Here is a 22,240-nt window from a genome sequence, read left to right as displayed (position 1 = left end):
CGCACATTGACGAATGTTGTGACCGTCTACCTCTAAGAATTGGCCCGGATCCGTGGACCAGATGAGGTGGCTGCTCGGCGCGTTGAATGAGACAGCGCCTTCTGGATGGAGAGAATCGGGAGTGTCGAGGTCTCTGGTCCGGCTCGATCCGAGAAGGCACTGGCAGTGAAGTTGCCTGAGGGCTGGCCGCGGGCACGGGTATTAGTTCATGGTGAGGATCTCGTGACGTGCGCTGGTCTGCGTGCTGCACTACCGGCGCACTGGTCCCCGGCCACACATGGATCGTCCTCTGTGACAACGGTATTCGCGACCAGTCCACCGACGGCGGCCGGACCTGACCGCCGCCACCGAATAGGGCCCGACCAGAAACCGATGCGTGGAAAGCTGGGCAGACCAGCAGCTCATCGCTGCTATCACGCTCCCGACCGCAGCCAAGATCAACGAGTCCACACGAAGATCAAAAGACGCAGCCCTTCCACGGATCGAGAATTAGGCGTCGATCTCGGTGAGCTTGCGCCGTTGCACTTTGCCCAGGTTGTCCTTGGGCAACTCGTCGATGAAGACTACGCGCTTGGGCACCTTGTAGCGGGCGATGTGCTGGCGGCAGAACTCCTGCACCGCAGCCTCGGTGACCCCGGCGTCCTCGGCGACGACGAAGGCGCGCACCTCCCGGCCCCATTTCTCGCTCGGGACGCCGACCACTGCGACGTCCTGTACGCCGACCAGCCGAGCGATCGTCTCTTCGACCTCGGCTGGGGAGATGTTCTCGTTGCCGCTGACGATCATCTCGCCGAGGCGGCCGCTAACAGTCACCGCCCCGTCGACGTCCAGGTACGCCCTGTCTCCGGTGTGGAGCCAGCCGTCGATCAGCGTCTCGGCTGTTCTGCCCGGGAGGTTGAGGTACTCGGTGAAGCACGTCGCGCCACGAAGCAGTAGTTGGCCGAACTCGCCAGGTGGACGGTCGTTGCCGCTCGGGTCGACTACACGCACCTGCATCATGCTCGTCGGGTAGCCGGAAGAGCCAACCCGGCCGGAGGCGTAGACCTCGTCGGTGGAGAATGTGACCATGGTGGCCTCGGTCATGCCGAAGCTGCCGAGCACGGGCACCGGTAAGACATCCTCCATGTAGCGTAGCGTCGCCTCCGAGTTGGTCATACCACCCGACAGCGCACGGCGGAGGGTGCTCAGGTTCGCCTTGCGGAGGCTGGTGGCGGCAGCGCGGTACATCGTCGGCCCCATGGCCGCGTGGGTGATCTGGTACTCATCGATCACCTGGCCGAGCGTGCTCTCGTCATAGTCGCAGAGGACGAACCTGCCGCCCACCATGAGCGCGCCGAGGATGAACCCGTGGACACCTGACGAGTGCATTGGCAGCGCCACCAGCCAGGTCGTGTCGCCATCGACGCGGTTCGCCTCGTTACAGCCGAGCGCCATCGACGCGTTGGAGACGTGTGAGCGAATGACGCCCTTGGGCAACGATGTGGTGCCCGAGGTGAAGTGGATAGCGCTCTCTGCCTCGTCGGGGAGGAACAACTGCGGCAGCTGGGTCGACGCCCCCGCGCGCAGGACGTCCTCGAAGGTGCTCTTGTTCGAGCCTCGTTCTCCGGCCATGATCCAGTCGACATTGAGCGCCTCGTCGTCGACGAGGTCGGCGAAGGGGCCGTCGACGTCGATCAGCGCAGCGGGCGCGGCGGTGTCGTTCACGATGTGGCGGATGTCGCGCAACGCGTAGCGCCGGTTCACCGGGACCGGGGTGATGTCGACCAGAGAGGCACCGAAGATGGCGATGACGTACTCGGGGGAGTTGCGCATAGAGAGCATGAGCCGCGAACCAGGGGCTAAGCCACGCGCAAGCAACCCGCTGCCGAATCGGGTGGCCTGCTCGTAGACCTCGTTGTATGTCATCGTCCGGCCATGCCAGGACAGCATGGGCCGCGACCCGAACTTGTCGACAGAGCGCGTCAGGATGCTGCCGATGTCGTAGAACACGAACCTTGCTCCTCGAATGTTACCGAGCCGTCTGAGACGGCCTCTTCGCGTTATCGGCGAATTTGAGTTACCTACCGTACAGAGTCGAGCGACGTGCCCGTCGTGGCCGATCTCCGCCGGTCCTGCTGGATCTGTGTCAGCGCCTCTCGACGGATTATCTTGCCGGTCTCGGTGCGCGGGAGGTCTGCCCAGACCAGGATCCGGTCCGGCGTCTTCGAGCCGCGCAGTCGTTGACGGACGAAGGTGCGTAGCTCCTCCGGGTCGACCTGGTGGCCCGGCTTGGCCACGACTGCTGCTTCGAGGTGCTGGCCCCACTCGGGGTCGGGGACGCCCACGACGACGACGTCCAGCACATCCGGGTGGCCGAGGATGACCTGCTCGATTTCGGCCGGCGCGATATTCTCCCCGCCGCGGATGATGGTGTCGTCGGCGCGCCCGGCCACGAAAAGGTAGCCTTCGGAATCTAGCTGGCCCTCGTCGCGGGTGTCGAAGAACCCGTCCACTCCGAGGGTCGACCCGGAGCCGACGTAGCGTCCAGAGACCTGCTCGCCACGCACCCAGATACGTCCGACCACCCCGGCGGGCAGTGCGGACCCGTCCTCGGCACGGATCTCCACCTCGACGCTGGGTACCGGTCGGCCTGCCGAGCCGAGTCGAGCCCGGACGACGGGGTCGCCGCTGTCCAGCGCGGCTCGATGCTCCTGCGGCCCCAGGACCGAGATCGTCGAACTCGTCTCGGTCAGGCCGTAGGCATTCACGAAATCGACGTGCGGCCAGACGGTGAGCGCCTCGGCGATCACCTGAGGCGGCATACTGGCTCCGCCGTAGGCCAGCGAGCGGAGAGTCGGCACGGAACGGTCTCCATCCGTGCCGACGATGCGGGCCAACATCGTCGGCACGACGAGTGCGTGGGTGACACCCTCCGCCCGGACCAGCTCCAGCCACTGGGCGCCGTCGAACTGGTCGAGCACGATGGTGCGGCGCCCGGCGTAGAGGTTCGTGATCGTGTTCGCGACCGCCGCGATGTGATACGGCGGCACACTGACCAGCGACGCCTCCTCGGCCCCCGCCGATGCGAACTCGACGGTGCCCCACACGTAGCTCAGCAGGTTCTGGTGGCTGAGCAGCGCCCCCTTGGGCTCTGAGGTCGTGCCACTCGTGTAGATGATCACTGCGGCCTCGTCAGCCGGCTCCGCCGCGCCTTCGACGCCGCCCTCGGTCTCGCAGGCCGCCAGCCACTCCGCTGCCGTCCAGGCACGAACACCGATCCGCGTATCCAATTGGGCGGCGGACCGACCGATCGCCACGGCGCCCGGGTGACGGGCCAGAAGTTTCGCAAGCTGCTCGTCGGCCAAGCGGTAGTTCAGCGGCACCAAGGGCACGCCCGCACGGGCCGCGGCGAACAGGGCGACCGGAAACGCCGGGCCGTTGACATCGAGGAAGACGACAGCGTCTGCGTCGTGGGATTGCACAAGCCGCGCACCACCAACGCTCAGCTCCAGCAGCTGCGCGGCCGAGAATCCATGTGCACGGCGGCCGGCGACCACGCGGTCGCCAAAGCCGGCCGCCGCCATCTCGAGCACGACGGAGAGGTTCATCAAACCCCTCCGTCGCCGTTTGTCTTCTTCAACGTAGCGCCTTCGGGTGTCCGGGGATCGGCTTCTCGAAGACCAGCGGCAGTACCTGAACTCCGCGTGAGAGGGAGGTCCGGTACTCGACTTCACTGGCTGGGTCGATGGAGAACTTGGGGAGGCGGCGGAGCATCTCCTCGAGGCCGACCCGCAGCTCAACACGAGCCAGGTGCGAGCCTGGGCAGACGTGCGCACCGGCGCCGAACGCGAGGTGCTTGTTCGCGTTGCTCCTGGTCAGGCACAACTCGTCCGGCTTCTCGAACATCTCGGGGTCGCGGCCCGCGGCGCCGTATCCGAGCACAACGCGCTCTCCCGCAGGGATGTCGACCTCACGGATCGTCACGTCGTTGCGGGCCGCGCGGCCCATGTGCGGTGCGGGTGCCTCGTACCGGAGGAACTCCTCGATGGCGCGACCCAGGTCGGCGTCGGGGGCCTCCAACTCGGCCCGGAGCTCTGGCCGGGTAGCCATCAGGCGCGCCATATTGGAGAACGCGAGGGCGACTGTCTCCAGGCCTCCGCCCACGACGACGACCATCGTCGAGACTTGCTGGGAGTCTGTGAGCGGGTGCTGGCCATCCGGCTTCCCGTGGACAATCACGTCCATCAAGTCGCCGCGGGGCGGTTGATTCCGCCGCTCGGCGAGCACCTTGTGGCACCACTCTTGGAAGGCGGGCATCACGGCCGCAGCCTTCTCGGGGGCGGCCGGGAACTGGTGCGCGATGGGCGCTATGTACTCGATCTCTTCGGTCGGTAGACCGAAGACGCACTCGAAGACGACCAGTGGCGCGACGGTGTTGGAGAACTCCTCGACGAACTCACAACGATCCGGCTCAGCGAAGTTGTCGATCGTCTGGTTGACGATCTCCCTGATCCGGTCGGCAGAGCGCTGGGCCGCAGCGGGCGTGAAGTGCGGCGCCATCAGAGTCCGCATCTCTCGCTGCAGCGGGGGGTCGGCGTCCAGCGGCAGCAGCGGCTCTTGGAGGCCGAACTGGACGGCCGAGCCTCCGCGCAGCGACGACGAGAAGGTCTTCCAGTCTGTGGCCGCGCGCCTTATGTCGTCGTACTTGGTCAGGTAATAAAACCCGCCGTGGGTCTCGGCGCGGGCCACCGGGCACTTCTGCTGGAACTCAGCAACGACCGGCCAGAAGCGCTCACCGTCGACGGCATTGCCCTCTGCTAGATCCGGGTTGAGAGGGTCGAAGTCGGCTGCAATGTTGGGTTCCAAGCTCACGTGCGGAACTCCTTCGGACTCAGGAAGCTAATTCCTTGTATGTTTAACGAAAAGCTAATTGTTGTCAAGATTGGAGGGAGCCGACGTCGACATTGCTGCTCCCGTCCGGTAACGGCGGCGGCGTGCTCACGGCACACGAACGCGACCAGGGCGCCGACCTCGGTCGGATGATCATCCGACCGAGGGGCTGAACCGCCGGAGTGCCTCTTCGGCCGTACCTCTATATCGGACGCGACAGCGTCGGACGAGACCTGAGCTTGAAGGCTCCAGACTTCGGGCAGGTGAGCCCGAGGATGGCAGCGACTGCCTGGGCGCGGTAATCGATCGTCACGGCAGCGCGGTCGCGTTCTGCCACCACGGGAACCCGACGCGTGTACCCCGCCGACCTGAGAGCGGCTGTTGGTTCTGGCCTGACTGTGGCACCGGCACCGCTGGTCGCCACCGGGGTCGTTTGCGGTTTGCTGCCGTCAGGAGTTTGCCGGGCTATGCGGAGCCGACTCGTTAGCGGAGTGCTGAGCCTGCAGTTGGTTGAACTTCTGCACGCCTGCGGCGATGCCGACCGGTATTGCCAGGCCGACGCCGCCGACCACGGCGCCGAAGCCGCCGAAGGTGACCGCGCCGACAAGACAGGCTGCCGCCATCGCGGGAACGGTCAGTGTGCCAACCGATATCAGACTGGTCAGCGTGCCGCCTGTTGCCATGCCGAAGGGGCAGCCGATGATCGCGCCGACTACCGAACCGACCGTGGACCCTACCGCCAGCGCGGCGCCCATCGGGGGATTCGCGGCCTCTACGGCCTGGTTGAGGTCGGACATGAGATCGCCGCCCGCCACCGGCCGCACCCCAGCGGCGGCGGCGATCTCGGGTGCCACCACCGACGGTGATGCGGAGTTGGTGGTCCCGGGCAGGCCAGGCGTCGCCGGGGCGGCGGTGTCCGTGATCGGCGTGCCGACCACCGTCTGGCCGCCAGCATCCAGGACAGAATAATGCCCGCCTTGCATTAGCACCGTGCCCAGCGGGGTGGCCAGTGACGACACACCTGTCGCGACGTTGTCGCTGAAGCGAATGCCCGGGGCCACCTCGGTGGTGAAGGGGGCCTGCGGGGAGTCGACGGGAGCCGGGGAGCCGGCATCGGCGTGCGCGGTGCCAGCTGCGAAGGCGACCACAGCCGCGGCCAGTGAGACAACAGCCACGCCTTGGGGTTTGACGTTCATCATTACTACTGCTTTCTGATTCAACTGATGTTGCGGCGATTTCGGTTATCGGGCGGTGCTGGTGTCCGGCCCCGGGGCGGCGATGAGGCCCTTCGCGCGCAGCGCGCCGTATTCCTGGTTGAGCGCGTTCACGCCCGCCGGTGAACCGGTGATCAGGCTGCCGGCCAGACCCCCGAAGAATCCCAGTGTGCTTGCACCGATAACGCAGCCGCCGACGATCCCAACCGGAGTCAAGACCGCGGTGGGGAGGGTCAACGCACCGCCGGTCACCGCCCCCAGCGGACAACCGATCACGATTCCCGCAGCCGTACCCACGACACGTCCAGAAGTCGAGTCGAGGGCGAATGCACCGGCAACCCTGCTGAAGGCGTCGAGGTACTCCTGGCCGGGATCGACCGGCGCGGCCGGAGACGGGCCGGGCTGTTCGGATCCGTCCGCCGACACTGGTTGCGAAATCACCGCGGCCTGGTCCGGCGTGGCGGTGTCGGCCGTCGCAGTCCCCGCTGTTATTGCCGAGGCTGTGATCAGGGCAACCAGCCCCGCCGCGGTGGGGGCATACTTGGCGGCTCGCAGCGGTATCGGGGTCAAGGCGAATTTTCTCATCGTGTTCTCTCTCTTCCATTCCCTCGTACGATGTGGAGGGAAAGCATCGTCCTGGCACTGAGTTCAGGATGGAAACCAGATCAGCGCAGCGCAGTGCCACGACGCGATCAGGCCGGAATTCGGCCCCCGTGATCATGCCGGTTGTATTCACGGCTGGAGTCGAACATATCGACCGCGCTCGAATGAAACAATTCTCGGAATCGACAACGGATGCGGTTTCTATTGGATCGCTTTTGTATCGCGAACCGGTGGTGAAATTGCTCCGTTGTCCTGAATCGATGGATCGTTACCGGGCGTAGGTGACGGACGCGGCCGAACCGGCAAGCCGGCGATCGACGCGGACCGGTCCGGGAACGCTCGATCCGGAAAGTACTACAACTGACATCGCCCTATCGGCCGCCGAATACCGGCCATCAGCCAGCGTCTAAGCGCTGGCATAAGGCCTTATACACCTAGCGCGTGTTGAGCGTCGTCCACCTTGATGACCGTTCCGGTGACCATGTCAGACGCGGGCGAGACCAAGTAGAGAAGTGTGCTGTCGAGCTGAGCCGGGTTACCCAGCCGCTTCCGGGGAAACGACGATGATGGGTCACCAACCCTATCAATCATTCCTTGCATCATATCCGTTTCGAAAGCGCCAGGAGCGATCGCGTTGACGTTTATTCCGTACTTGACCCATTCAACAGCAAGAACCTCTGTTAAACGATTGATAGCTGCTTTGGTGCTCGAGTACAGAGCGGCGGCGCCCCCGGTGTAATAGAAAGAAGTACTTGAGGATATATTGACAATTCTTCCTGGCAGCTCGTCGGCGATCAGTCGCTTTGCGACTTCAGTGCTCAACAAGAATGGCGCTCGGAAGTTCGTATTGATGACGGCATCCACAATATCAATCGGTATCCGATGCGGACGGCGCGCGTCGGGAATGCCCGCGTTGTTTACAAGAATGGACACCGGTCCGAGCTGCTGCGATGCTTGATCAATGACGGAGACGCAAGCGTCTTCCTGAGTGATATCGGCAGCCACGGGCAGGCACCGGCCCCCACGGGATACGATCTCCGATGCAACCTCGGCCAGACGCGCTTCGCGGCGCCCGACCACAGCTACCGACGCGCCGGCTGCAGCAAGAACTGTTGCGAACCGTTGTCCCAGTCCTGATCCAGCTCCAGTCACCACCGCAACCTGACCGGTCAAATCAGTCGAGGAGTTGGGAATCGGGTACGTACTTTTCTCCACGTTTTGCTCCCTTTCGAGGATTGAGCGATCGGCGTACCGCCTGACTCACCGGCCCCGTGCCGTCGACCGCGTTGAGGACTTCGGCCTGTCGAACTCGATCCTTAGCAATCCTTAACATTGTGCTAAATCGAAGCTGTTGTCTGCATCGATTGGTTTCCACTCCGCCATTGCGACAACGTACTGTCGCCATGGCCGCGCCGTTGGTCGGATCTCCGTTGTTCCTGGTGAAACCTCCAAAGACCGGCGAGCAGCAGGTACGTCGAAAAGCCGAATCTGTTGTCCAATCCCGCTATGACGCTTCAGACAAGACTGACCGAGCTGCTCGGCATCGATAACCCGATCTGCATGGGTGGCATGCAGTGGGTGGGCCGCGCTGAGCTGGTCGCCGCCGTGGCGAACGCCGGCTGCATGGGGTTCCTGTCCGCGCTCACACAGCCGACGCCGGAAGCACTGGAGAAGGAAATCCGCGTGACGCGCGAGCTTACCGACCGCCCCTTCGGGGTGAACCTGACGATCCTGCCCGCTATCAACCCGCCCCCGTATGCCGAGTATCGGCAGGTGATCATCGAGTCGAAGGTGCCGGTGGTCGAGACGGCCGGATACAACCCGCAGGACCATGTGCCCGACTTCCGCGCTGCCGGCACGAAGGTAATTCACAAGGCGACCGGCGTGCGCCATGCCTCCACTTCCGAGCGAGTCGGCGTCGACGCCGTTTCGATCGACGGGTTCGAGTGCGCAGGACACCCCGGCGAGGATGACATCCCGGGCCTTGTGCTGATTCCCGCCGCGGCCGACGCGCTGTCGGTCCCGATCGTTGCGTCCGGCGGATTCGCGGACGGCCGTGGTCTGGTCGCCGCGCTAGCCCTGGGAGCACACGGGATCAACATGGGCTCGCGGTTTATGGCGACAGTTGAGTCGCCGGTCCACGACGCGATCAAGCGCCGCATTGTTGAAATGGACGAACGTAGTACCGAACTGATCTTCCGGACGATGCGGAATACCGCACGAGTGGCGCGCAACGAGGTAAGCCGCGAGGTAGTGCGCATCGAGGCGGCCGGCGGCGCCTTCGAGGACGTCCGTGACCTGGTCAGTGGCGCACGGGGGCGACAGGTGTACGAGTCGGGTGACGCAAACCGAGGCGTCTGGAGCGTCGGGATCGCCGGGGGACTGATCCGCGACACACCGACCGTCAGCCAGCTCGTGCAACGCATCATCTCGCAGGCCGAGCAGATCATCGAGCGACAGCTGTCCGTCGCTGTCTCGTGACCGTGCACAACATCGCCCGCCAGCACCGCCTCGGCGCTGGCGGGCACGGCCGTGCCCGCCTTACCTCCTTGGCTTCTGCGAGGGCAGGGAAGTGATCGGCGCTCTCTTTTACGTGGAGGGGAGGGTGCCGGCCGACGCTGCCGACGGCGCTGGCACATCGGTCGAGTCACGGCGGCGCCTCGATCGACCTGGTCGACGTCCCGGCGCACGTCCACATGATCGACCTGGAGGCGGTCGGCCGACGGGAGGATTAACTTCGCGCGACAGCTTGTGTCCTGCGTGCGGGAATCCGTTGAAGATGTGAGGGGGCGCTCGAAGATTGTGTCCGCGGTTTTGGTCCAGTCGAATGGCTTGGGAGCGCGATTCGAGTTGGCGAGCTGGTCGCGGAGGTTGTTCTCCAACCCGCTGAGGGATTTGTAAGCGCTGTGCCCCAGGCATTTATTGGTGAGCGACCCGAACCGCCTGATTGAGCCAGGATGGGTAGGCGGGCGTGAAAAGCCTCTAAAACGGAGATTGCGCCGCCAGCCAATTCTCGATTGTGCGGCTTTTTGCGAGTGGTGTAACTATCCCAGATCAGGTGCGCATCAAGGCTGGCCGGAATTTCAGTGTCCAGCTTGGTCAGGAAATTCTTGAACTCAACCGGCCGGTGGCGACGTTGGATCGAGCCGATCACCTGACCCCTGCTGATATCCAGGGCGGTGACGCCATGCCGGATGCCGGTCCGCGTCGACGTCGGGCTGGACGTCACTTCGTTTCCCAGGCGCCTGGTTGCCAGGGCTCGTTGCGCCCCGGGTGAAGGAATCCGCTGGGAGGGAAGGGCGACTCGCAACCAGGCACGGCAACCACGACCTGGCCCGGATGTTGGGCGAGGCCGCCGTCGGTGCCGTCCCCGCACTGTGATTATGGGGGCACGTCGCCGCCGACGTGCCCCCACTGCGAAGGTTGCCTACACGCTATGACGTCAACAGCGCCGCGGGGTTGGAGCTGGATCCTTCCTGGACGAACTTGCCATTGGTGTACTTGTACGGCGCGCTAGAGATCGCACACTCCCCTGGGTACTGCTTCGGCGCAGCGGCGCAGCTGAATGGGTCATCCGCCCACAGGTGCTCGTTCGATGTGCCCAGGACGAAGTCGGTGAAGGCCTGACCCTGGCCCAGCGAGGGGGTGCCGCCGTTCTTCGCCACGAACTCGTTCATGAGCAGATACACCGTCATCATCGACGCAAAGCCTTGGGCTCCGACGTTGTCCGGCTTGGACGACGACTTGTATTTGGCAAGCTGGTCGGTGTACAGCTTGGCCTCGGTTGCCTTCAGGCCGGTGTAGAGCTCCGGGCTCAGAACAAGGGTCGGGCTCAGGAAGATCGAGCCGTTCGCCTGCGACTTCACCGTTGGCAGTTGTTTGTTGTCGATGCTGCTCGTCCACGCGAGCATCGGGGTCTTCGATGGCGACCAGCCCAGCTGGGTCAGCGAGTTCACCATGGCCGCGAAGCCATCGGGGCCGTCCAGCACCACAATCGCGTCCGGCTTGTAGTTCAGGATCGAACCGGCCAGTGACTGTGCATTCGCCTTTCCTGCGGTCATGCCAAAGCCCTGCGTCTCAACACCCGGAAGGTACTTGCTGACAACGTTCGCGGTGAAGTTCTGGTAGGCGGCGTCGGCCTGCGGGGTGGTGTACTCGAACGCGAGCTTCTTCGCATGCAGCACCTTCACCGCGTAGTTGAGCGTGCCGAGCGAGGCGCCCAGCTGCCCGCCGCCCGGGATGATTGCCGGCACATGCGAGGTCTGCATGTCGGCGTCGGACACCGGGTAGCTGCTGATCACCGGCACGTTCGCATTGGCCAGCGGCGGGTACATGCCAGCGCCGAACGGGTTGATGCCGTTGAGTACGAGGTCTGGCTTCGACGACGCGAACTTGTTCGTACAGGTCACGTTGTCGGCAGGAGACAGTCCGAGCGGGCAGACATCGAGCGAAATTGGCGCACCAGCCTTGCCGTTCACCGGGTCGGCACCGACACCGCCGAGGGTGTCATTGATGTAGTTCACCGCGGCGGCAATACCGTCGGAGTAGTCGGTGAAGTTCGCCGCCGGGTCACCTTGCAGGTTCGCCAGCGCCACCTTGATGGCCGTGCCGGCCGCTTTCAGCGGGGAATGCTCGCCGCAACTGATCAAGGTTTGCGCCATCGTGGCGTTCGTGCCGAGGTCCTTATCCAGCGACGGATCCGCCGCCGTGCAGGCCGCGCCTGCGGCGCTCGGGCCACCGGCGGAGCCGCCAGACGCCGAGTCGCCGGATCCGGATGAACATGCAATGAGCATGGCAGCTGACAACACGGCTACGGTGACACTCCCACCGAGCCGATACGTCATTGTCCTGTTGATCAACTTGCCTCCTACGATATGTGCCGACGCGCGATCGCCCGCGGCCCGAAGGAAGTGTCGCCGAAAACCAGCTATACCGTTGAGTGCGCTTCCGAAATGCATTCGATGTGTTGTTGACTCCGCCAAACCGCTCTCGGGTCGAGGCTGGACATATTGAATTGGGCGACCGCCGAAACTGCTACTGCCGCATTTAGGCCGGGATAACTAAAAGGCAGGTGGCGGAGCAGGAATGTTCGTCGCTATCCTTCCGGTCGTACTCCGTGGGCAGGACGCGCATGGGTAGGTCCTTCGGAACCGCGCGACTTTCATGCGGGAGGTCGAGTTCAGGATGAAATCGCGGCTGCCGATCAGCGGCCTTCTATAGTGGTGCGCGGTCGCGCACAGTGACAAGCACGGTCGCTTCTGCGTTCCATGCTGACTACGAGGCTATCTGCCTGGCAGTCGTGGACTGGCAGGGCCGGTCGTCGGCGATCGACGGCGACGCGGTCGTGCCGATCTGCGAGCTTCGCAATGTTCGGCCGACGTCGACCTACCATGCCGCACTGAGGTTCCCCGGCACCTCGCCAGCTTCTAGACCAAAAGCACGTCATCCGCCTCGAGGACGGCGTGGCGGTTATCGTCAACGACCTGCTCGACTTTGGTCGGCGAGTTCCAGGCCGACTTCGCGAACTTCCTGCCCTCGCATATGTTCGCCGAGTGGTTCCTCCAGCTATCCCGCGCGGAAATCGAGAAGGTCTGTCCGCTCTACGAGACGTTGGTGATGCAACCGCACCGAAATGTGGTCCTTGTGGCCAAGATTCTGCGGTGGTCTTGCTGGATGTCGGCTGGTGGGCCCGCGAGACGCCGGGCGGCATCCTCGACGCGGCGGTGCCTGCTCGTTTTTCCGCCTCTAGGACCCGCTCGGCCGCCTTAAACCCGTGGCGCGTTGCGCATCCTCGAGTCCCACCCCACTTCCCGCTTTGGGACGCAGACGTTCCCCGCCATACTCGACGCGACCGACGCGGCGGCGGGACGGTCCCAGGCGAGAGGATCGACCCGTGCGCCCGCCGTCGCTGGCCGACCGCGCCCCGCGCCGCCGAGGTCGATGCACAGGCGCGTCGAGTGGCGGATAGGAGCTGAGCCCGGGGCCGGCGCATGCTCGGCCAGCGTTCGCATCAGGTGGCCGTTGCGGCTTCCGGGTCGGTGACGTTGCCGAGGTAGCTGCGCTGCAGCACTGAGCGGTCCTTGATGAGGTCGGCTGCGTCGCAGGCGATGTCCACCTGGCCCCGGCTCAGCACATAGGCGCGGTCGGCGATCTCGAGCGCGAGATCGACGTGCTGCTCGACGAGCACCACACCATGACCGAGGTCGGCAGCGACCTCCCGCATCCGCGGGAGCATCTGCTCGACGATCAGGGGTGCCAGGCCCTGGCTCATCTCGTCGATGAGCAGCAGCTTCGGACCCCCGGCGAGCGCTCGCGCCACGGCCAGCATCTGCTGTTCGCCGCCGGACAGTAGCCCCGCCTGCCGTCGCATCAGCCGCTCCAGCGGCGGGAAGTAGGCCAGGGCCCGCTCGATGCGTTCCTTGCGCTCCCTGCGCGCGCCCCGGGCGCCGAGGGCGAGGTTCTCGTGGACGTTCATGTCGGTGAACAGGCCGCGCTCCTCCGGCACATACGCCACGCCGCGCCGGGCGGTCTTCACCGGGTCCTTCGGTGGCTCGTCGAGCGTCTCGACCGACCCGGCAAACGGCTGGACGAAGCCCGTCGCGACGCGCAGCAGTGTCGTCTTGCCCGCGCCGTTGGCGCCCAGTACGACGACGACCTCGGCCGGCCGGACGTCGAAGTTGATGCCCCGCAGGACTCGCGCGGACCCGTAGCCCGCGTCGACATCGGTCATCGAGAGCAGCGGCTTCATGACTGGGTCTCCTCGAGGACGGCCTGAACGAGGGATCGGCCGTCACTCAGTTCGGGCGGAGGATCGGTCTCGCCGTGCTTCGATGTGCCGAGGTAGGCGTCGATTACGACCGGGTCGGTTTGCACCTGGGTTGGCGTCCCCTCGGCGATGAGCTTGCCGAAGTTCAGCACGTAGATGTAGTCGCACAAGCCCATGATCAGCGACATGTCGTGATCGATGATCACGATGCTCATGCCCTCGTCACGCAGGCCGCGCAGCTTGGTGGTCAGCACCTGCGTCTCGTGGTTGTCGAGACCGGCCGCCGGTTCGTCGAGCAGCACGACCTGCGGAGCGGTGCAGAGTGCGCGGGACACGCTGACCAGCCGTTGCTGCCCGTGCGACAGCTCGCTCGGGTAGACGCCCGCGAGTTGCCCGAGCTCGAACCGGCGCAGCAGTTCGTCCGCGCGCAGCTCTCCCGGCTTGCGCCGTCGGGGCATGATGACATCGAGCACCCACGACAGCGGTGTCCATGTGCTGGCCGCGACGAGCAGGTTCTCCCGGACAGTGAGGTCCTCGAAGAGTTCCGCGCCCTGGAAGGTACGCGCGATTCCTAGCCCGACACGGCGATGGATCGGCGCGCCCGTGACGTCGGTGCCCCGGAATCTGACTCGCCCGGACGACGGCTGGACGTAGCCAGTGACCGCCTCGATGAACGTCGACTTACCGGCGCCGTTCGGGCCGATTAGACCGACGATCGCCCCTTCGTGCAGCGTGAGTGACACGTCCTGCACCGCATGTAGGCCACCGAAGGTGACGGAGAGATCGGTGACCTCGAGGATCGGCTCGTCTGAACCGTTGCGCACCACTTTGTGGTCGACCACGACGACGTCCGGTGTGCTCGGCCCGGGCTCCGGGCTCAGCTCCGGTTCCGTAGTGCGCCGTGTGTTGCCGCGGTTCGCGAGCAGTTTGTTCTTCAAGAGGCCGATATTGTGCTGCACCTCCAGCGACACGCCCCCGGAATTCATCAGGCAGGACAGCACGACGCCCGTGCCACCGATGATCGCGATGTACTGGTGGCTGCTGCTCGTCGCCTTGTCCAGCAGGAAGAACCCGATGCCCGCGGGAACCATCGACGCTCCGATGAACGCGCCGCTGATCGTGGTGATGCCGCCGATGTAGGCGAAGGCGATGACAGACAGGCCGGTGAGCGTCGCGTACACCGTCGAGCCGACGGCCTGCTGCTGGAAGGACGTGAAGCAGCCGGCCAGGCCGGCGATCGCCGCCGCGACGCCGTACGCCAGCAGCTTCGTGGTCGAGACGTTGATCCCGACGCCGGCGGCCGCGCGCTCGTTGCTGCGTACGGCGAGGAACCGGCTGCCGGTACCGCCGCGACGCAGGTTTGCCACGACCACGGCACAGAGCGCGACGACGACAATAGTCACGATTGTGAAGGTCAGCCGATCCGATTGCCCATTGGCGGACTGGACGCCGATGTTCCATCCGAACAGCGTCGGCGCTGGGATGTTCGGCTGTCCCTCGATCTTCGATAGTGCAGAGTTCGTGAAGTAGAGGTTTTCCACCGTGTAGGCCATCACCAGCGTGGCGATGGCGAGCTGGATCCCTCTTGTTCTCAGTCCTGGTATCGCGAAGAGGATACCGATCACCACCGACGCCGCCACTGCCACCGGCACGGCAGCGATGACCGGCCATCCCGGTCCCTGGAGCTGGAAGCCGCCGCCCTCGGTGTGGCCGGAGAGCAGTCGTGCTGCGGCGAACGCGGCGATACCGGCGAAAGTCAGTTGGGCCAGCGAGATCTGTCCCACGTAGCCCGCGATCACGACATAGGACAGCGTCAGGAGTGCCCCGATGATCGACGCTGTGTAGGCGAGGCGGGCGGGTCCGTCGAGCCACCAGCCGATCAGGATGGCGATGGGGACGCATATGAGGAAGGTCGATAGCACGTGGTGCGGGCTCGGGCTGCGTGGTAGCTGTGTGTGCCCGACGATGTGCCGGATGGGCAGCTTCGAGCCGCGGGTCAGCAGTAGAACCAGGATGATCACGATCGGGAAGATCAGCGACGCCGAGTTGCGCAGTTCGTCAGGGAACCAGGGGAACCCGGAGAGGTATACGCATATCGAGCCGCCCATGCCGAGTGCGAATCCGCCGATCAGGGTGAGCGGCACTGACTGTAGCGAGCCGAGGAGTGCTGCGCCGAGGGCAGGGATGAGGAGCAGGGTGAACTTGGTTGTGTCGACGCCGCCGGCGACCGGGCCGAGGAGGATGCCGGTGAGTGCGGCGACCGCGCTGGACATCAGCCAGCTGCCGAGGGCTAGCAGGTTGGGGGAGAAGCCCACGATCATCGCGCCCTGTTCGTTGCTGGCGGCTGCTCGGGTCGCCGCGCCGAGGAGGGTGTGGCGGTAGAAGGCCATGAGCCCGAGGCCGATGCCGACGACGGTGATCGCCGAATACATCGAGAGCGAAGGGACGCTGCCCAGGCCCAGGAAGTTGTTCCAGGTATCGGTCGGTAGCGTCGGCGGGATATCGGCCGACTGGTCCTGGAAGTTGTTCGCCGCGACGCCCTGCACGTACAGCAGGACGCCGACGGACGCGACGACCTTCACCAGCACGGGCGCCGCGCGAAGTGGCCGGAAGACGAGGTAATGGAGGAGGGCCCCGAGCAGGAGCGCGGTGGCGAGCGACAGCAGCAACGCCGGGACCCATCCCACACCGGTGTCCGAAATCGTCAGCTCCGTCGGGCAGCCCGGGAACAGGTGCGGCCACGGGAAGTACATGACGCCGATGTTGCGCAGCATCGAGAACTGGAACGCGACGAACATGGCGATCGCGCCCTGTGCGAAGTTGACGACGCCGGTTCCCTTGAACGCTGTCACCAGGCTGAGGCCCAGTCCGCTGTACAGCGCGCCCGTACCGAGCCCGATGAGAGCGAAGAGCACCAATGACTTGAAGACCTCCATAGGAAGCGCCCTCCTTCCGAGTTGGTCCTACACATGCCCCGGACAGCTGCCATCCCGTCGAGCTCACTGATCGGACCACTTTCTTAGCGAGATGTCAACGGGATCATGTAACCTCAATCAGCCCGTTGGCGGAGGTGCTTGCTGTCCGTGCTGCGTAGGCGGGGTACATAGCGGTCGCCAGTTCGGCGAACTGCTAGCGGATCCGTCGGGCGGCAAAGTACATTCCACTCGATCTAGCGATTTGCTAATCGGTTCCAGGAGGTCGTCCGTGTCGAATATCGCCGAGCGTTTCGCCCTTGAGGATGTCGACGACCTCGGCCCGGATGAGTTCACTGGCCGGGCAGTCCGAGCGTTCGAGGAGGTCGCGCTGCTCGCGTCCTCGGACGTCACGCCCGTGGACGACGTCCTCAGACTCGCCGGCCAACGACTGTGCGAGCTCATCGGTGCCACTAGGTTCTCGGTCTACCTGCGCGCTGAGGACGGCAGGTTGCACGGCCGCGTCGGGTGCTGTGAGGGTCGGCGGATCGACGGTGCCGTCAGCAAGCTCGTGTCGAGTTGGCCCGAGAACCGGCTGACCGCGGAGATCGTCGCGAGCTCGGCGCCGGTGGTCGTCGCCGATGCGACCGAGGATCCGCTGATCGTCCAACGGGCCAGGCGACGCTGGGGCTCGAGCGACATGCTGGGGGTGCCGCTGGTGTTCGACGGCGAGGTCATCGGTGTCATCTTCGTCGACAACGACGATCAGAAGCGAACCTACTCCCAGCACGATGTCAAGCTCGCGCAGACCTTCGCCAGACTCTGCGCGCTGGCCGTCCAACAAGCGTGGCTGTACCGGCAGCTTGGGGAACGAGTCAAGGTGATCGACGACCAGCGCAAGGTGCTGGGCACCTCGGCCAAGGTGCACAACCTGGTGACGCGCGCGGTTCTCGACGGCCGCGACATTCCGCAGACTCTTGAGTTGGTTGCCCGGCTACTTGGCAAGCCGGTGGTCTTGTATTCGGCCGAACTCCGTGTGACCGAATGGGCAGCGCCGGAGCGGTCGACGGTGCGCCGCTGTCCGGGACTTACCGCAGAGCAGTTGGAGCTGGCGTGGGTGCGGGCCAGCATCGCGTCTCTGCAGAACGGCAGCTCGAGCGTCGTACTGCACGCCGGCCCTGACACGCGGTGGCGGCGATTGCTCGTACGACTGGCCGTGGGTGAACGCTGCGCGGGCTACCTGGAGCTCTGCGAGGTCGGGCACCCCTTCAGCGCGGTCGACGCGAAATCGCTCGAGGAAGCCTCGATGGCGATCGCGCTCAAGCTGGTCATTGACGAACGTAACGCTGATCGTGAGAGACGGGAGCGCGAGGAGTGTTTCGTCGAGATGCTCCATCCCCGCCGCGATGCGGAGTCGCTGGCTCAATACGCCGAGCGCTTAGGCATCGACCTCGAGCGGCGCCACGTCGTGTTGCGCCTGCAGTATCCGCGTAACAGCGGCCGGACCTACAGCCTTGTGCACCATCGGGAGGACCTCCTCGCTGTACTGGACCGTCTACTGGACGGAGCGGGACGAGCCTTCACCGGGACCGCCGTGCCCGGCGCCGACTTGTTGCTGCTGGAGGTGCCGGTGGACGAGCTGGGCGCCTCCGACGGCAGACTCACCACAGCGCTGCGACGAGCACTACCGAACCTCGTCGACCATTTCGGGGTACAGCACGTCGTCGTCTCCGATGCCTCATGCTCGCTTGTCGCGATCGCAGGAATGGCCAACCGGGTCGAGGACATCGCCTTGCTCCTCAGCGAGGCGAACACACCGCCCAGGGTTGTCATCGAGCGCGACCTGGCCCTGGCGCGGCTGGTTACTCGTCGTGAGGGCATGGCTGGTGCGGCGGCGTTCGCCGAGGAACTTCTGAGCCCGCTGCGAGAATACGACCGGGCAACCGGGGGTGCGCTCCTACAGACACTGGTCGCTTTCACCCGATCTCAGGGGCAGATCCGAGCCACCGCCGCTGCCCTCGTCGTGCACGAGAACACCGTCCGCTATCGGTTGAATCGCATCCGCGAACTGTCCGCGATCGAGCCCGAACGACTCGACTCGCTGATGAACGTCGCGCTGGCACTCCAGCTGCAGGAGTTGGCGGCTGCCCTTTAGGAAGTCGCTAGGTCGAGGAGGACATCGTGCTGCGGAGATGGGCCTTCGGCTGGCCCGAGAGCGACCTCCCGTGGCTGGACTTGCGCTGTGCCGGTTCAGTACGAGCAGAACCAGGGGGCCTACACCATCGACAGCCACACCGCCGTCGCGGACCTCCGACTGCGCGGCTGGCCGACGCGGCACCGCGCTTGCTGGCTGATGCCGCCTGGTTAAGCAGCAGAGATCGTCAAGAGATCGTCTAGAAGCACAGAGGAGCACCGTGAGCTACGAGTTCATCGAGTATTCGACCGACGACGGGATCGCCACCGTCGAGTTCAACCGCCCAGACCGGCTGAACGCGTTCACCCGAGCGATGGGTCGTGAAGTCATCGACGCCATGGACCGTATCGACAGCGATGACGACGTCCGAGTGGCCGTCTTCACCGGGCGAGGACGGGCGTTCTGCGCCGGCGCGGATATCGGCGACGGCGCTGGCGTCTTCGAGCGGGGGGCCGATGAGCCGTTCGACATGGCCCGCCACGCGGACTACGGCGGCTATCTAGCCCGGCGCTTGTTCGACAGTACCAAGCCGCTCATCGCCGCCATCAACGGTGCGGCCGTAGGCGTCGGCGCAACCGCCACGCTGCCCATGGATGTGCGCCTGGCATCGTCGGCGGCCCGGTTCGGCTTCGTCTTCGCCCGTCGCGGCATCGTGCCCGAGTCCTGCTCGTCCTGGTTCCTCCCGCGCATCGTCGGGATCAGCCAGGCCGCCGAATGGGTCTTCACGGGACGAGTCTTCGACGCGGACGAGGCGTGCCGGGCTGGACTCGTGCGCAGCGTCCACCCGCCAGAGGACCTGCTCCCGGCCGCCTACCGGCTCGCACGGGAGATGCGCGAAGCGACCTCGCCAGTCGCGGTCGCGATCTCACGTCGCATGCTGTGGCAGATGTTCGGCACTGGCAGCCCCGAGCTGGCGCACGAGATCGACTCTCGGGGTATCCACTTCCTAGGTCGCAGCGCCGACTGCGCCGAGGGGGTCGAAGCATTCCTCGAGAAGCGGCCGCCACGGTTCCCTATGCGGGTCTCGTCCGACTTGCCGGAGTACATGAAGGCTTGGCAGCGCCTTGGCATGGCCGAGGAGCTCATGTCACGGCTCGCTGGCGAAGAAGGCCGCGGACAGGATTAGTGCCGCGACAGGTATTCGGGGAATTGATGTCGGTTGTGACGTGTGGCTGGGACTGGTCGACCGAAGAACCTCTCGCGCTGACAGACGACGAGCGGGAGGCATTGTTGCGCTGATCGCGGCGGGCGAAGTCGTCACAGGCGTTGGCGCTGCATTGCCGGATCATGCTGGGTTGCGCCGAGGAAGGCGGGTTGCGGTCCAACAAGGAAGTCGCTGCCGGACTGGGTATCTGGCCCTGGACGGTGACCAAGTGGCGAAAACAGTTCTTGGACAATGCATTGAGGGTTTGATTGACGAGCCCCGCCCGGGTCCGACATCGCCTGCGCCGAGGTGATCGGCGAAATCTACCGCCGCCACCGCGCCGCGGAGTTCAAGAAGTTTCCTGACCGAGCCCGGTCCGCTCGAGGACGCGCTCCCTCGCGGGGATCGGGCCGGTCAGCATGAGCCGCGGATCGCTGCCCACCGGGCAGGATTACCCAGGCGATGGGGACAGCCGCATATCGCCAGCCCGCTCGGCGGACGCCAGCAGCACCGCAGCCGCGCCGTCGGAGAACTGGGAGGCACTAACGGTTGTGTGGACGCCCTCCGGGTCCGAGACCGCACCGAGCTCGGCCAGCTCGTCGGCCGTGCCCCGCTCCGGGACCTCCAGCAGTGCCACCTGGGGTGTCGAAGTGGCCTGCGTCCCAGGCAACCCTCGCGAGGTGCTGCGAACGCAGCCCGAACGCGGCTGTTCCCCACCTGCGGGCATGCGTTCGGCCCTCGAACTGAGCGGGGAACTCGTTGCGCTTCTCATACTTCGGCGGCACCGGATACCCGTAGCCGCACTCGGTGTTCATGGCCGCGGCGATCGGGATGCAGCTTGTCGCGTCCGGCTGAATACTGGATCAGGCACAAATTTCGTGATTCGGCCAGCTGGATTGGTTAGTCGCTCAACAGGATTCGCTTTCGGAGGAGGTCCGGTTTCGCTCGCCCGAACATCTGGCGTTTGATCATCTTGATGCGATTGACGTGCCCTTCGACCGGTCCACTACTCCAGGGCAGCGTCAGACCGGCGGTGACCGCATCGAGGTCGCGGCGCAGGCCTCGGACGAACGAGTGCAGGGCCGGGAAGTCGTCGGTGTCGACGGCTTTCATCCACTGTTCGAGTTCACGGCCGCGGAGCTGGCGCATGAGCGTGGCGAAAGCACGGACGTGACCGACCAAGCTGGTGAGTTCGGGGCTCGCGGCCAAGATCGCCTCGAGCCGTTGACGATCGTCGGGCTCGAGGTTGGCGGGGTCGGTCATGATCCAGGTGACGGCCCGGCGAACCGAGGGTGGTTTGCGGACTGAGCGGGGGACGTGGCCGGTCGTGCGGAATGGCTGTAGATAGTTCATGATGATCTTGGCTCCACCTTGGTAGCCGCGGGCTTTGATCTCGTGGAAGAGCTCGGTGGCGTTGGTGCAGCCCTCGTTCCATCGCTGATGCAGGTAAGGCTTGAACTCCTCCAACAGGCTCGGCCGCTGCCCGGTGCCGTTGTTGACCAGTAACTCCTCGACACTGGCCGCCCGGGCGAAGCGCCGAACGGTTCCGCGGGCAAGACCGAGCCGGGCGCCGATCGCCAGGATGCTCACGCCGTCGTCGAGTAGGGCGTGGACCGCGGCATAACGTTCGCGCGCCCGCATAGCCCACTTGTCGGTCCTGTCCGCCGGCGACTCGGTCCTCGCGCCGGTTACTGGGATTTCCTGTTGGGCCGCGATGTCCAGTTCGCTGGCTGACTCTGCATCGGCCATCGCCTGTTCGGCGACAGCAACCAGACAGTCGCGGTGCCGGGCCACGACGCGTTCGACCGCTTCGCCGAGGTTGTGCCAGATGTGCCAGCGGTCTGCGACCTGCAATGCGTGGGGTGCTCCGGCGGCGATGCCTTCGGCATAGGCGCCAGCGCGGTCCCGGCAGACGATCTCGACGCCGGGATGGGCTCGCAGCCAGGCTGCGAGGGTTTCGGCACGGCGGTCTTCGAGCACATCGACCGGACGCCGGGTCTCGATGTCGATCAGAATCGATCCGTAATGATGCCCGCGACGCAGCGCGAAATCGTCGACACCGAGCACCCGTGGAGTCGCCCGGTCCGGATCGGGCAGTGCCCGGATCTGCCGCAACAACGTCATCCGGCTGACCGTGGACGCCAGATGCCGGGTCATCCGAGCCCCCGGACGACCACCCAAGGCCAGCGCGACCGCACACAGCAGCCGTTGCAGGATGCTCGTGCGCCGAGCGTACCGCGCCGCTAACCCTGGGACTTGCTCGGCGAAAGTCCTTCTGTCGCAATCGGAGTTGTCACAGAACAACCGCCTCACCAGCAACCGGATCACTACCTCACGGCCGGTGATCGCGGTGTCGGACAACCGCCGCCGATAACGGCTATGGACCCGGCGGGATAACGTTCCGCAGCCCGGACAGACAGCCTCCTCGTCGCGAGTCCTCGCATCGAGGTTCACTCGAAGCCCGACCGCGGTCATGCCGTCGAACTGCAGCCCATCCAGGTGCGGGAACAGGACCTCGATCGGTCCAAGATCAGAACA

At 65.2% G+C, this 22,240-nt stretch carries 14 protein-coding genes; 3 read left to right on the top strand and 11 right to left on the bottom strand.

Features of this window, described 5'->3' with window-relative positions; genetic code table 11:
* Positions 1–489 precede the first annotated feature (489 nt).
* The 6 genes from ACQPYR_RS29555 to ACQPYR_RS29530 all read right to left on the bottom strand — a co-directional run bounded on the left by ACQPYR_RS29555 (position 490) and on the right by ACQPYR_RS29530 (position 7,901).
* Complete coding sequence (locus ACQPYR_RS29555; protein ID WP_433622206.1) at positions 490–1,989, bottom strand: class I adenylate-forming enzyme family protein; 1,500 nt, start codon at positions 1,987–1,989, stop codon at positions 490–492.
* A 71-nt stretch (positions 1,990–2,060) separates the two neighbouring features.
* Positions 2,061–3,587: a class I adenylate-forming enzyme family protein gene (locus tag ACQPYR_RS29550; RefSeq protein WP_433622205.1), complete on the bottom strand. Its 1,527-nt coding sequence runs from the start codon at positions 3,585–3,587 to the stop codon at positions 2,061–2,063.
* A gap of 28 nt (positions 3,588–3,615) precedes the next feature.
* Positions 3,616–4,851 (bottom strand): cytochrome P450, encoded by a 1,236-nt coding sequence (locus tag ACQPYR_RS29545; protein WP_433622204.1) that lies wholly within the window; start codon positions 4,849–4,851, stop codon positions 3,616–3,618.
* A gap of 467 nt (positions 4,852–5,318) precedes the next feature.
* A complete protein-coding gene (locus tag ACQPYR_RS29540) occupies positions 5,319–6,068 on the bottom strand; it encodes a hypothetical protein (RefSeq protein ID WP_433622203.1) in 750 nt (249 codons plus the stop codon).
* 42 nt (positions 6,069–6,110) lie between these two features.
* On the bottom strand, positions 6,111–6,668 hold the full coding sequence (locus ACQPYR_RS29535; protein WP_433622202.1) for a hypothetical protein: 558 nt from the start codon (positions 6,666–6,668) through the stop codon (positions 6,111–6,113).
* Between the two features lie 444 nt (positions 6,669–7,112).
* Entirely contained in the window at positions 7,113–7,901 is a 789-nt protein-coding gene (locus tag ACQPYR_RS29530) for an SDR family NAD(P)-dependent oxidoreductase (RefSeq protein WP_433622201.1), read from the bottom strand.
* A 291-nt stretch (positions 7,902–8,192) separates the two neighbouring features.
* Between ACQPYR_RS29530 and ACQPYR_RS29525 the strand changes: the two genes are divergently transcribed.
* Positions 8,193–9,167 (top strand): NAD(P)H-dependent flavin oxidoreductase, encoded by a 975-nt coding sequence (locus ACQPYR_RS29525; protein WP_433622200.1) that lies wholly within the window; start codon positions 8,193–8,195, stop codon positions 9,165–9,167.
* Between the two features lie 953 nt (positions 9,168–10,120).
* Here the strand turns inward: ACQPYR_RS29525 and ACQPYR_RS29520 are convergent.
* From ACQPYR_RS29520 to ACQPYR_RS29510, 3 genes are all read right to left on the bottom strand, one after another.
* Positions 10,121–11,545 (bottom strand): ABC transporter substrate-binding protein, encoded by a 1,425-nt coding sequence (locus ACQPYR_RS29520; RefSeq protein WP_433622199.1) that lies wholly within the window; start codon positions 11,543–11,545, stop codon positions 10,121–10,123.
* Between the two features lie 1,151 nt (positions 11,546–12,696).
* The gene (locus ACQPYR_RS29515) at positions 12,697–13,434 is read right to left on the bottom strand and encodes an ABC transporter ATP-binding protein (RefSeq protein ID WP_433622198.1); all 738 of its coding nucleotides are present in this window, start codon (positions 13,432–13,434) and stop codon (positions 12,697–12,699) included.
* A complete protein-coding gene (locus ACQPYR_RS29510) occupies positions 13,431–16,388 on the bottom strand; it encodes an ABC transporter permease subunit (protein WP_433622197.1) in 2,958 nt (985 codons plus the stop codon). The genes ACQPYR_RS29515 and ACQPYR_RS29510 overlap by 4 nt, the downstream gene beginning before the upstream one ends.
* Before the next feature lie 268 nt (positions 16,389–16,656).
* Between ACQPYR_RS29510 and ACQPYR_RS29505 the strand changes: the two genes are divergently transcribed.
* Both ACQPYR_RS29505 and ACQPYR_RS29500 read left to right on the top strand, forming a co-directional pair.
* Complete coding sequence (locus tag ACQPYR_RS29505; RefSeq protein ID WP_433622196.1) at positions 16,657–18,519, top strand: GAF domain-containing protein; 1,863 nt, start codon at positions 16,657–16,659, stop codon at positions 18,517–18,519.
* A gap of 259 nt (positions 18,520–18,778) precedes the next feature.
* Complete coding sequence (locus tag ACQPYR_RS29500) at positions 18,779–19,684, top strand: enoyl-CoA hydratase-related protein (RefSeq protein ID WP_433622195.1); 906 nt, start codon at positions 18,779–18,781, stop codon at positions 19,682–19,684.
* 469 nt (positions 19,685–20,153) lie between these two features.
* Here the strand turns inward: ACQPYR_RS29500 and ACQPYR_RS29495 are convergent, their stop codons facing one another.
* Both ACQPYR_RS29495 and ACQPYR_RS29490 read right to left on the bottom strand, forming a co-directional pair.
* On the bottom strand, positions 20,154–20,339 hold the full coding sequence (locus tag ACQPYR_RS29495; protein ID WP_433622194.1) for a hypothetical protein: 186 nt from the start codon (positions 20,337–20,339) through the stop codon (positions 20,154–20,156).
* Between the two features lie 263 nt (positions 20,340–20,602).
* A complete protein-coding gene (locus ACQPYR_RS29490) occupies positions 20,603–22,177 on the bottom strand; it encodes an ISL3 family transposase (RefSeq protein WP_433622193.1) in 1,575 nt (524 codons plus the stop codon).
* Positions 22,178–22,240: the final 63 nt, after the last annotated feature.

Source organism: Nocardia sp. CA-120079 (genome assembly GCF_050955745.1).
Classification (GTDB): Bacteria; Actinomycetota; Actinomycetes; order Mycobacteriales; family Mycobacteriaceae; genus Nocardia.
Note: the sequence above shows the minus strand (reverse complement) of the source record. Positions and strands in the feature narration are given on the sequence as shown.